The organism is Streptomyces sp. NPDC060205, assembly GCF_042728395.1.
GTDB lineage: Bacteria > Actinomycetota > Actinomycetes > Streptomycetales > Streptomycetaceae > Streptomyces.
Genome location: NZ_JBHWZP010000104.1, coordinates 15,844 through 27,860 on the forward strand (window position 1 = coordinate 15,844; position 12,017 = coordinate 27,860).

Genomic DNA, 12,017 nt, shown 5'->3' on the forward strand with positions numbered 1-12,017 from the left:
CGGTCGGACGGTCAGCGGTGGCGTTCGAGAGGTCAGAGGTCCGAGGTCAGCGGTTGCGGTCGGGCTTCGGGCGGCGGGTGGCTAGCAGGAGCGCTATGTCGTCCGGGCGGTTGGCCACGTGGCGGGCCTTCGCGGTGAGCCGGTCGGCGACCCCCGCGAGCGACCGGCCGCCCGGGCGGCCGGCGGGGGAGCCCGCCCGGGCCAGGGCGACGCGCAGCGCGGTGATCCCCTCGTCGATGTCGACGCCTGGCGTCTCGACCAGGCCGTCCGTGTAGAGGGCGAGGATGGCGCCGGGCTCCAGCTGCAGTTCCGTCACCGGGTACTGGGCGCTCGGATCGACCCCGAGCACGACACCGCCGGGGATCTCCAGGACGTGGGTGCGGCCGTCCGGGAAGCGCAGGATCGGCGGCGGATGACCGGCCCTGGCGATCCGGGCCTGACCGGTGAGCGGATCGAGACGGAGGTAGCAGCAGCTGGCGAACAGCCCGGGATCGAGGTCGATCAGCAGATGGTTGGTGCCGCTCATCACCTCGTCCGGCGGCCGGTCGCCCAGCGCGAAGGCCCGGACGGCGCTGCGCAGTTGGCCCATCGTGGCGGCGGCCTGGACGCCGTGCCCCTGGACGTCCCCGATGACCAGCGCGAGCCCGTCGCCCGACTCGACGACGTCGTACCAGTCGCCTCCCACCTCCATCCCCCGCGTGCCCGGCAGATAGCGCCCGACGGTCTCCACCCGCGGGTGGGCGGAGAGGCGTCGGGGGAGGAGGGCCTGCTGCAGTCCTCGGGCGAGGGCGGCCTCGGTGTCGTACCGCTGGGCCTTCTCCATGGCGTGCGCGATCAGCCCGGCGAGGGCCGTCAGCACCGTGCGCTCCTCGGTGCTGAAGCCCCGGGGGCGGTCGAAGCCCAGGATGCAGGAGCCGACCGGACGCCCGGAGGCGATCAGGGGCAGGAAGGCGCGGGAGCCCTCGGTCGCGTCGAGGGGGACGCCCGGGTAGGCGGTCGCGAGCTGCTGCATCGACTCGAAGAACAGCGGGCGGCCACTGGTGAGGGTCTCCACGCCCGGCAGCCGCGCGTCGAGGCCGACGCCTTCGAACGGCGCGAGGAACCCCTGGGGGAAGCCCGTCTCCCAGGCCAGGTAGAGGTGCCGGTCCTGGAGCAGATAGATGGCGAGCCGGCCGCCCCCGAAGGCGGGCAGCAGTTCCTGCATGACGACCGCGGACACCTGGCGTGCGGTGACCGCCTCGGTCAGCGCGATCGCGAGGACGATCGGCCGGTACAGCGGTGCCATGGAGGTGACCTTGGCGGCGGCCCCGTCGGGCCGGGGCACACCGTCCGCCGAGGGCCCCTCGGGCGGGGGCGCGAGGCCGGGAGCCGGGTCGGCCACCCGGTTGGCGGGCACGACGGTGCAGGTCAGGATGTCGGGTCCGGGGTAGACGGAGACCGCCAGCCAGTCACCGCCCCCGTGGAACTCCGGGGGAGCGTCCTCGCCGTACCGCAGGGGACGTACGACGTGGAAGTGCACCGGCTCCAGCGACAGCAGGGCCTCGCGCAGATGGTCCTCGTAGGCGGAGCGCTCCAGCCACGGCACCTCCTCGCCCAGGGGACGGCCCAGGAGCCGTGTCCGCGGGCGGCCCAGGAGCCGGGCGGCCTGCTCGTTCGCGTAGACGATGAGCCCCAGGCGGTCGAGGCAGAAGACCCCCTCGGGAAGCAGGTCGGCCGCGCCGTCCGCCGCCGATCCGATGTCCGGGTCGAGGACGAGGCCGCGGACCGCGCACGGCCCGGGCGACACGGCCGTGTCCTCCGGGTTCCACAGCTCCAGCAGCCGCAGGCTCCCGTCGGACGCGTGCACCGGCAGGGGGAGGGGCGGCGGTCTGCCCGCGGCGGTCTCCGTCAAGGCCGTCAGGATCTGATGGGAGTCGGCGGCGGCCACGGCGTCCGCGAGCGCCTGCGGGGTGTCCGTGCATCTGCCCGGCGCCACACCGAGCAGGGCGTGCAGCCGGCTGTCCGCGGTCACCACGTCGGACGCCGGATCCCAGGTGAACCGTCCGATGCGCCCGGCGGGCGGATGCGTGGCCGGCGGCCGTACGCAGAGCGGCTCGCCGTCCCAGGCGATGTGGGGCTCGCCGTCCTCCTCCAGCTTCCACAGGGCCTGACCCAGGTCCTCAGCCAGCTGCGCCATACGGTCACGGTCGGGCAGGACCTCGGTGGCGTCCGAGGCCGAGGGCCGCAGGATGGTCAGGACGCCGTACGTCGTCGGCCCGCCCACGACCGGCACGTACAGGGAGCCGAACTGGAACGGCAGGCTCGCCGCGAACTGGGGATAGCGGCGCATCGTTTCTGTCGCGTCCGGGAGCACCACCTGGACGCCCAGCCGGAAGGCGTCCGCCACGGGGAACCGACGGTCCACGTGCAGCCGCCACCAGGGGCGGAACAGCGGACCCGGCAGCCCGGAGAGCACGGCGAGCCGCAGCAGCCCCGGTGTGCCGGAGCGCAGGTACACCCCGCCCGCGAAGCCGCCGGCCGCGCTGATCGCCTCCGTGGTGGTCTTGGTGAGCAGCGGGTCGAGGCGTCCGGGGGTCCGGGTCCCGTGCTCGGCTCTCCCAGTCATCGGCCCCACCTCGTCCGTGCGCCGCCCGGGTGGCTGACACAGCAAGAATGCGCCACGAGGCCCCCCGCCTGCACCCGGGAGAGGCACTGCGCGTGTGAATTCGATGAGGCTACCGGGGTGTACGCGAACCGTGGGCGTCCGGTGGGGACTGCTGTTCCCCGATTCACCGGCTCAGGGGACCGAGCGGCACGAAGTACGGGGAGAAGAGGCTGGTCGGGTGCCTGATCCGCCCACCGGGCGCGACAGCCCGCATTTCCCGCCGAAGGAGGGGAACGTGGAACGTGGATCACATACGAGCCGGGAGAGGAGGACCGGAACAGCTCGCGGAGCAGATCCCGGAGCCGATCCGGTCGAGGGAGCGACTGCATGGGATCAGGACAACCGCCGGCCATGGCCCGTGCGGCCCTTCACCCGCGGCCCGTACCTGTACTCGACGACCCGGCGCAGCCTCGTGAGGAGTCCCATGACCACGTACGTCATCACCGTCCCCGGCACGTTCGTCAACGGCGTCGAGGACGCCGCGCGCTCCGACATCGAGCGCAGGCTCCGCCCCCGGGATCCCAAGAACACGGACCTGGGGGAGAGTGAGGAGCTGAGCCTGCTGACGGTCGAGGAGGGCGGGATGTTCTCCGCCCGGATCGAGGTCGAGGCGTCGGACCAGGCGAGCGCCGAGGCCGAAGCGGTCCGGCTGATCTCGCGGGCCCTGCGCGACAGCGGCTTCCCCGAGAAGGACGCCCCGCTGGGCCCGGCCTTCGTGACCGGCATCGACCGCGAGTTCTGAGGGCGCGAGTCGAGAGACCGCGCGTCCTGGGACCGCGACTTCTGAGACCGCACGTCTTGAGGGCGGGCCGGTTCCGGTCCGTCCCCGGCACGACCGGGGGACGGACCGTCCGCGGCACTCATCGGGAAGCGGGACAAATCCGCGCGCATCACCTCTAGGCTCGGAGGAACACACTTCGGGGGCTTCGGCCGTGCACGCGCGGGAGTTGCGGATGGACTACTACGACCTCGGTACGCACGGCCGGGCGGTGACCACGGCGTCCTCCCAGGCCCAGCTGTGGTTCGACCGCGGGCTGGTCTGGTCGTACGCCTTCCACCACGAGGAGGCCGTCGCCTGCTTCGAGGCCGCCGCGGCGGCGGACCCCGGCTGCGCCATGGCGTACTGGGGCATCGCCTACGCCCTCGGCCCGAACTACAACAAACCCTGGGAGTTCTTCGACGGCGAGGACCTGGTCCGTACCGTCGACCGCACGCACGCCGCCGTGGAGCTGGCCCAGGAGAAGGCGGCCGGTGCCACCCCCGTCGAACAGGCCCTGATCGGCGCGCTGCGCGCCCGCTATCCGCAGGCCAAGGCCGTCGAGGACTGCTCGGTGTGGAACGAGCCGTACGCGGACAGCATGCGCGCCGTGTACGCCCTCGCCCCGGACGACCTGGACGTGGCCACGCTCTACGCCGACGCGCTGATGAACCTCACCCCCTGGCAGCTGTGGGACCTGCGCACGGGCGAGCCGGCCGACGGTTCGCGCGCGGCGGCGGCCAAGGAGGTGCTGGAGCGGGCGCTCGCCACCGACGCCGGGGTACGGCACCCGGGGCTGCTGCACCTGTACATCCACCTCATGGAGATGTCCTCGGCCCCCGAGACCGCCCTGCCCGCCGCCGACCGGCTGCGCGGTCTGGTGCCCGACGCGGGCCACCTCCAGCACATGCCCACCCACCTGGACGTGCTCTGCGGCGACTACCGGCGCGTGGTGGCCGACAACGGCACGGCGATCGCCGCCGACGAGAAGTACCTCGCACGCTCCGGGGCGATGAACTTCTACACGCTGTACCGCTCGCACAACTACCACTTCAGGATCTACGGGGCGATGTTCCTCGGGCAGTCGCGGACCGCCCTGGAGACCGCCGCCCAGCTCGAAGCCTCCGTCCCGGAAGAGCTGCTGCGGGTGCAGAGCCCGCCCATGGCGGACTGGCTGGAGGGCTTCCTCGCCATGCGGGTCCACGTCCTGATCCGGTTCGGCCGCTGGGCCGACATCCTGGACCTGCCGCTGCCCGCCGATCCGCGGCTGTACTGCGTGACGACCGCGATGCTGCACTACGCCCGCGGGGTCGCGTACTCGGCCACCGGCAGGATCGCCGAGGCGGAGAGCGAGCGCGCGCTGTTCGGGGCAGCGGTCGTACGGGTTCCGCAGACCCGGATGCTGTTCAACAACACCTGCGCCGACATCCTCGCGGTCGCGTCGGCGATGCTCGACGGTGAACTGGAGTACCGCAAGGGGAACGTCGAGGCCGCCTTCGCCGCCCTGGAGCGGTCGATCGAGCTGGACGACGGCCTTCCGTACGACGAGCCCTGGGGGTGGATGCAGCCGACCCGGCACGCGTACGGCGCCCTGCTCCTCGAACAGGGGCGCGTCGCCGAGGCGGAAGCGGTGTACCGGGCCGACCTGGGGCTCGACGACACCCTTCCCCGCGCGCAGCACCACCCCGGCAACGTCTGGGCGCTGCACGGGTTCCACGAGTGCCTCGTCCGGCTGGGCAGGGCGGGGGAGGCGCGGATCGTGGCCCAGCAACTGAAGATCGCCGCGGCCGTGGCGGACGTACCGGTGAAGGCGTCCTGCTTCTGCCGCCTCGCCGCCGACGCGCCCCCGGGGGCCGCGGAACCCGTCAACGAGGCCCCTGGCGCGGGTTGTTGCTGACGGTCCGTCGTTCCCTCTTGTCGCCGTCTCATGGCTGACCGTACGCTGACAAGTCATAGAACTTCGGACGTGATCGACCGGGGGAACCGTCATGTCCTGGCAGCGCGATGACTTCAGCGACGGATTCGTCGTACCACCGATGCCGACCGCGCCACCGCCCGCACCCGCGGACGGCTGGAGAGCCGCCGGAGTGGCGCTCCTGAACCTCAGCGGACTGGGCCTCGGATACGCGCTGGTGCGCCGCTGGTGGCTGACGGCCGCCTGCTGGGTCGCGACCGCCCTCCTGCTCCTGGTGGCACTGCCCGCGGACCCGGACGGTGTGCCCGGCGGTGCCCTCGTCGCGTACCTGGCCGTCCTCGCGCTCGCGGCCGTCCACGGCGCGGTCGTGGGGCTGCGGACCCGGCTGATGTGGCCGCCGGCGGCCTGGATCGCCGTCGTCCTCGGCATCGTGCTCCTCGCCGTGCCCGCCGGAGGTGTCGCCCTGTACGGCGGCGCACGCGACGAGGCCACCGAGCAAATGCTCCTGGACCGGCTGGAGCGCGCCGACAAACTGGTCCGGACGGCCGGGAGGCAGCAGTTCCAGAACGCGGAGTCCGACTACCGCAGGGCCCTGACCGTCTACAGCGGTCTGCGCAGCGATCACCCCGGATCCCGTGCGGCCGAGCGGGTCCCCGACCGGCTCAGGACCTACTACACCACCGTCGCCTCCGCCTACGAGGACAAGAACTACTGCACCGCGGTGGCGCCCCTGAAATACCTGCGCACGATCCCGCGCACCATGGACGAGAAGGAACTCGGCACGCTGGCCACCTGGCCCGACGGCCGGCTGGCCACCTCGCTCTACGAATGCGGCACGCAGTCGCTGTCCGGTGGATCCGCGGACTGGGCGACGCACTACGGCGAGCTGCTCCGCACCTTCCCGAAGTCCGAACAGAGCGCGAAGGTGAACTCCTCGGTCGAGGCGGCCGTCGACAAGGCCGTGAAGGACGTACGCGGAGACGACCCCTGCAAGGCCGTCGAACGCCTCGAATCCCTCAACTCCCAGATCGTCGGACTGCCGGGAGAGGACGCCGGACAGGGCCAGGCCCTCACCGAGAACGCCGACCGCGCGGAGAAGAACGCGGAGTCGGGTACGTACGACTGCGGAGTGGACCAGTACAAGGACGGCAGTTTCGCCGAGGCCGTCACCACCATGAACGACTTCGTCAAGAACGCCGGGACGCACAAGAACGTCGCCCGCGCCAAGAAGATCGTCATTGCCGCCGAGGTCGCCCAGACGGTGCCCGCCGCGGGCAAGCGCCTGCCCACCACGGCGTCCGGCGGCAGCATCTCCGTCACCGTCAAGAACGACAGCCCCGACGACATCACCGTGCTGTACACGGGCCCGGTGACGGGCAGCTTCACCCTCAAGGCCTGTGGGAAGTGCACCTCCTACTCCCTGGCCAGCACGATCACGCTGGGCTTCGAGCCGTGCAGCGACAGCGGCAAGAACTACCCGCAGCGGACCATCCGGCTGCCCGTCGGCACGACGTACTTCGTGCACAAAGCCAAGAGCGGTCTCGGAAACTCTCCGGCCTCGGACACCGCCAAACTGTCGTCCGGCTATATCTACACCGAATGCGCGTATACGACGAAGTACGGCTACTGAACCGCCGGCAAAAGGGCGATGTGCGCCGGGCGTCGGAATTGCGCTGATCCCGTGCCGGATCTGTGCAGGCCAGGCACTCAGTGCCTTCTGCGAGGCCGGTGACGGGTGTGTGGATTCTGTGACCTATTGGCCGGGCGGGGATGCGCGGCCGGTCGGCGGGTACGAATCCGGTAAACTCATGGATCTTGGTTTGGCTTGCAGATATATCTATGGCGTAATAGCTAGGTGAGTCATGAATCTTTTTAATCGAGGTGCCTCTCCGCGTCGCTCGGCCACACTCGTCGAACCGCAACGACCCGACGGGCCACCCGATTTCCCCCGGAGCGGCCCGTCGGAACCCGACCTGAGAACCCTCACCGGGAACTGGGTCATTGACCCCGCGCACAGCCGGATCGGCTTCTCCGTCCGGCACGCCATGGTCACGACCGTGCGGGGTGCCTTCACGGACTACCAGAGCCGCCTCTTCTTCGACGGCCGCGACCCGTCCCGCTCGGGGGCCGAGATCATCCTGTCCACCGCCAGCGTCGACACGGGCGTGGACCAGCGCGACAGCCATGTGTCCGGCCGTGACTTCCTGGACTCCGGCACCTATCCGCACATGCGTTTCCTCAGCACCGCCGTGAAACTGGCGGCCCCGGACGTCTACCGGATGACCGGCGACCTCACCATCAAGGACAGGACGCGTCCCGTCGTCCTCGAACTCACCTACATCGGCTACGTCACCGACCCGTTCGGCTACGAGCGCGTCGGCTTCGACGGCACCACCACCATCAACCGCTCCGAGTGGGGCCTGACCTACAACACCAGGCTGGCCGAGGGCGGCGCCATGGTGAGCGACAAGGTCCGCCTCCAGCTGGACATCGCGGCCATCCGCACCACCCCGCAGCCCGGCTGAACACCGGGGGACACCCTCGCGCGGCTCCCCGATGCCTGACGCCTGATGCCTGGGAGCGCGTCTGCCGGGTACCTGGTTCGTGGACATGCAGGTACGGACCGCAGGAACGGGAGTGATCCGGTGGGGGTCAAGGCAATGGGCTGGGCGCATTCGTTTCCGGTGTCGGGCGGTGTGCGCGCCGGACGGGAGTGGACACGCGAGCATCTGGAGTCCCTGCCGTGGACCGCGGACGAGCCGGACACGGTGGACGCCGTCGTGCTGACTGTCTCCGAGCTGCTCACCAACGCCCACATCCACGCGCACAGTGACGCGCATCTGGTACTCACCTGGGACGGCGACTGCCTCCACGTGAGCGTCCACGACGAGGACCCGACGCTGCCGCGTCCGCGCGACCCCGCGGCCGGCGAGGTGTCCGGCCGCGGGGTGGGGATCGTACGGATGCTCGCCGACGAGTGGGAGATGCGCTGCCAGCGCCACGGCAAGGTCGTGACGGCCTGCTTCCGCCCGGGCGGCGCCGACGCGGGGGACGAGCATCTGTGGGGTGACCGTGCGGGGGGCGGCGGTTCGCGGAGCGACGGCGCCCGGGGTGACGGCGCTCGGAGTGACGGCGCTCGGGACGGCCGTGTGCGAGAGGGGCACTGAGGGCCGCCGAGGTCCGTTCGGCGGCCGTCGTCCCTTGTCCGCTGTCAGGCTTCGCGGGGCGCGAAGGCGCCCCCTGCGGTGAAGACCTGTTCCGCGAAGCGTTCGCCGATACGGCGGTGGGTCGCCGCGTCCGGGTGGAGCTCGTCGGGCAGCGGCAGTTCGGCGAAGTCGGCCTCCCCGTAGAGGCGGAGCCCGTCGAGGTGGTGGAGGTTCGGGTCCTCCTTCGACCGCTGGGCCACGATCCGGGCCAGCTCGTCCCGGATGACGCGCAGCGTCAGTTTCCCGGCAGCCGTCTCCGCCGGATCGCCCATGGCCGCGAACTTCAACCGGCCCTCGCTCATGTGCTCCAGGTCCGGCGCACTCGGGCCCGGCGTGTCCTCGTGGATCGGGCACAGGATCGGTGAGACGACCAACAGCGGGGTGTCCGGGTGGCCTTCGCGAATGGTGTCGAGGAAACCGTGGACGGCCGGGGTGAAAGCGCGCAGGCGCATCGCGTCGGCGTTCACCACGTTGATGCCGATCTTGACGCTGATCAGATCGGCGGGGGTGTCCCGCAGGGTGCGAGCGGTGAACGGGTCGAGCATCGCGCTGCCGCCGAGGCCCAGGTTGATCAGCTCCACGCCTCCGAGGGAGGCGGCCAGGGCGGGCCAGATGCCGGTCGGCCCGGCGGCGTCGGAACCATGGCTGATGGAGCTGCCGTGATGCAGCCACACCCTGCGTCCCGGGTCGGTCGCGGGCTCGACGGGGGCGTCGGTGCGCAGGGCGACCAGCTCGGTGGTCTCGTTGTGCGGCAGCCAGATCTCCACGTCCTTGCCGTCGCCGCCGTCGCCCTCGGGCAGGCCGGTGAAACGGACGGTGCCCACCGGGCCGGTCCGCAGTTCGGCGCTCCCCGTGGCCATGTCGATGGTCAGGGTGTTGCCGTCCGGCACACTGCCCTGGCCGGCCGGCACTCCGTCGACGAGCAGTTCGTACACGCCGTCCGGGCGGGGCGGGGCACCCGTGTAGAGCCGCTTGGTGGGCAGTGTGTCCAGTTCGACGGTGGTGGCCCGGGTACGGAAGGCGAGCCGTACGCCGGACGGCTGGGACTCGGCCATGGCCAGCTGGCCGTCGGCGTACTGGGCGCGGACCCAGGCGGGCAGCCGGTGCGGCAGTACGCCGTGCTCGGTGCGCTCCAGGTCGAGGGCGCCTCGCAGGAGGTCCGCCGTGATGGGCGTGGTGATCAAGTCGGCTGTGCTGCCGGTCGCGCTGTCGCCTGTGGTGGCTGAGGTGTTCTCGCTGGGCATGGCTTCGACCTTGTCGATTCGGGGGGCTTGCTGGGCGGGGCTACTGGGCGGGCCAGTTCCGCAGGAGGGCGTCGAGGGCGTCGAGGATGCTGGTCCAGGTCTCCTGGGAGTCCGGGGCGCTGTGACTGAATCCGCCGCTCAGCTCCAGGCTGACGTAACCGTGGAAGACGCTGCCGAGGAGGCGGACCGCGTGGGTCTGGTCCGGTTCCGTGAGGTCGTAGCCGCGCAGGACGGCCCGGGTCATCTGCGCGTGCCTGCCGCCGGCGCTGGCGGCGGCCGCCTCGGGGGTGAGCTTGAGCTGGGCGGCGGCGTAGCGGCCGGGGTGCTCTCCCGCGTAGTCGCGGTAGACGTTCGCCAGGGCGATCAGGGCGTCCTTGCCGGCGCGTCCGGCGAGGGCCGTGGCGCCTCGGTCGGCCAGTTCCTCCAGGGCGAGCAGGGCGATGCCGGTTTTGAGGTCCTGGGAGTTCTTGAGGTGCGAGTAGAGGCTGGCGACCTTCACGTCGAAGCGTCTGGCCAGGGCGGAGACGGTGACCTGGTCGAAGCCGGCTTCGTCTGCGAGGTCTGCGCCTGCTTCGATGAGGCGCTTTGTCGTCAGGCCTGCGCGGGCCATGGGGGCCTCCCGTCTGTAGGGCTCGATTATGCATTTACCTAAAGGGTTTAGGCAAATGGGCATGCCCTACAGGGTGCCTCCGGCGGGGGCTGGGTTTCGGGTGCGGGTCGGTGGGGGCTGGCCGCGCCGTTCCCCGCGCCCCTGAAAGATTGCGCCGTTCCCCGCGCCCCTGAGACGGTCGGTGGGGCTGGGCGTGCGGGGCCCGTGCTCCGCAAAGCCGAAAGTTTGCGCCGTTCCCCGCGCCCCCGGAAGTGAAAGACCGCGCCGTTCCCCGCGCCCCTACAAGCCAAAGACTGCGCCGTTCCCCGCGCCCCTTTCCGGGGCCCGGGGTGTGTCAGTGGGGGATCGTGTCGATCAGGTCTCGGGCGCCCTGGCGTAGGAGGGCTACCGCCACCGATGTGCCCAGGGTGGCGGGGTCCAGGCGGCCCGCCCACTCGTGGGCGTTGAGCTGGGTCTTGCCGTCGGGGGTGAACACGCAGGCGCGCAGGGACAGTTCACCGCGTGGCTCGGCCGTCGCGTAACCCGCGATCGGCGAGTTGCAGTGGCCCTGGAGGACGTGCAGGAACATGCGTTCCGCGGTGGCCTCGCGATGGGTGGCCGGGTCGCCCAGCCCGCTGACGGCGTCGATGACCGTGGTGTCGCCCTCACGGCACTGCAGGGCCAGGATGCCCGCGCCGATCGGCGGCATCATCGTCTCGGGGGAGAGGATCTCGGTGATCACATCCGTGCGTTCGATGCGCTCAAGGCCGGAGACGGCGAGCAGCAGCGCGTCCGCCTCACCGGCGGCGAGCTTGGCCAGACGCCGGTTCGCGTTGCCGCGGAACGGCACGCACTGCAGATGCGGCCGGGAGGCGGCCAGCTGCGCGACACGGCGCACGGAGGAGGTCCCGATCCGGGTGCCGGGCGGCAGCTCGTCGAGGGTGAGCCCGCCCGGGTGGATGAGCGCGTCCCGGATGTCGTCGCGCTTGAGGAACGCGGCGAACATCGTGCCCGCGGGAAGCGGCCGGTCGGCGGGTACGTCCTTGACGCAGTGCACCGCCAGATCGGCCTCGCCGGCCAGCAGCGCGGCGTCGACCTCCTTGGTGAAGGCTCCCTTGCCCTCGACCTGGGAGAGGTCGCCCATCCACTTGTCGCCGGTCGTCTTCACGGGGACGACCTCGGTACGCGTTCCGGGATGGAGCACGGCCAGTTCGGCCCGTACACGCGCCACCTGGGCCAGGGCCATGGGCGAGTCGCGGGAGACGATGCGGATCAGCTCGGGAGCGTGCATACGCCCCACGATAGACCGTGCGGCACACGCGAACTGCGCCTGGCCCGCAAGGGATCTCAGCGGCCGGGGTGGTCCGGGTCGTCCTCGGCCGTCGGCAGGGTCCGGGAGCCCTCCGCCCAGTGGTTGACCCAGCCGCAGTACGAGCACGCGTACCGGTTGTTGAGCCCGCTCACCTGGGCGCCGCACTGGCGGCAGTCCGTCGTGGTGATCTCCGCGCCGGGCGAGGAGGCCGTGACGGCGTCACTGGACCCGGTTTGCGGAGACCGCTCCTGCGTCATGCAGGCAGCGTACCCGCGGGTGCCGGATCCACCGGAAGGGGCATCAGGCCGAACATCACACCGGGCGGCACACCGGGCAGGGGTGGCCGGGAC

At 71.3% G+C, this 12,017-nt stretch carries 9 protein-coding genes and 1 pseudogene; 5 read left to right on the forward strand and 5 right to left on the reverse strand.

All coding sequences use genetic code 11. The features are described from left to right. Positions 1-46: 46 nt before the first annotated feature. Positions 47-2,605, reverse strand: coding sequence for a SpoIIE family protein phosphatase (locus ACFWGJ_RS19875; RefSeq protein WP_387326097.1), 2,559 nt, complete (start codon positions 2,603-2,605; stop codon positions 47-49). A 463-nt stretch (positions 2,606-3,068) separates the two neighbouring features. Here ACFWGJ_RS19875 and ACFWGJ_RS19880 point away from each other — a divergent pair, with 463 nt between their 5' ends. The 5 genes and pseudogenes from ACFWGJ_RS19880 to ACFWGJ_RS19900 all read left to right on the forward strand — a co-directional run. Continuing rightward, complete coding sequence (locus ACFWGJ_RS19880; protein ID WP_387326100.1) at positions 3,069-3,386, forward strand: hypothetical protein; 318 nt, start codon at positions 3,069-3,071, stop codon at positions 3,384-3,386. Between the two features lie 211 nt (positions 3,387-3,597). Beyond that, positions 3,598-5,298: a hypothetical protein gene (locus ACFWGJ_RS19885; RefSeq protein WP_387326102.1), complete on the forward strand. Its 1,701-nt coding sequence runs from the start codon at positions 3,598-3,600 to the stop codon at positions 5,296-5,298. A gap of 91 nt (positions 5,299-5,389) precedes the next feature. After that, positions 5,390-6,946 (forward strand): hypothetical protein, encoded by a 1,557-nt coding sequence (locus tag ACFWGJ_RS19890; protein WP_387326105.1) that lies wholly within the window; start codon positions 5,390-5,392, stop codon positions 6,944-6,946. A gap of 232 nt (positions 6,947-7,178) precedes the next feature. Continuing rightward, on the forward strand, positions 7,179-7,841 hold the full coding sequence (locus ACFWGJ_RS19895; RefSeq protein ID WP_387326108.1) for a YceI family protein: 663 nt from the start codon (positions 7,179-7,181) through the stop codon (positions 7,839-7,841). Between the two features lie 120 nt (positions 7,842-7,961). Then, positions 7,962-8,372, forward strand: a pseudogene (locus tag ACFWGJ_RS19900) (ATP-binding protein); the annotation flags it as partial. A gap of 155 nt (positions 8,373-8,527) precedes the next feature. Here the strand turns inward: ACFWGJ_RS19900 and ACFWGJ_RS19905 are convergent. The 4 genes from ACFWGJ_RS19905 to ACFWGJ_RS19920 form a co-directional block, all read right to left on the reverse strand. Next, a complete protein-coding gene (locus tag ACFWGJ_RS19905; RefSeq protein WP_387326111.1) occupies positions 8,528-9,766 on the reverse strand; it encodes a GDSL-type esterase/lipase family protein in 1,239 nt (412 codons plus the stop codon). Between the two features lie 40 nt (positions 9,767-9,806). Next, on the reverse strand, positions 9,807-10,376 hold the full coding sequence (locus ACFWGJ_RS19910; protein ID WP_387326113.1) for a TetR/AcrR family transcriptional regulator: 570 nt from the start codon (positions 10,374-10,376) through the stop codon (positions 9,807-9,809). 334 nt (positions 10,377-10,710) lie between these two features. After that, the gene (gene hemC, locus ACFWGJ_RS19915) at positions 10,711-11,646 is read right to left on the reverse strand and encodes a hydroxymethylbilane synthase (RefSeq protein WP_387326115.1); all 936 of its coding nucleotides are present in this window, start codon (positions 11,644-11,646) and stop codon (positions 10,711-10,713) included. 56 nt (positions 11,647-11,702) lie between these two features. Then, positions 11,703-11,924, reverse strand: coding sequence for a hypothetical protein (locus tag ACFWGJ_RS19920; protein WP_387326118.1), 222 nt, complete (start codon positions 11,922-11,924; stop codon positions 11,703-11,705). Positions 11,925-12,017: the final 93 nt, after the last annotated feature.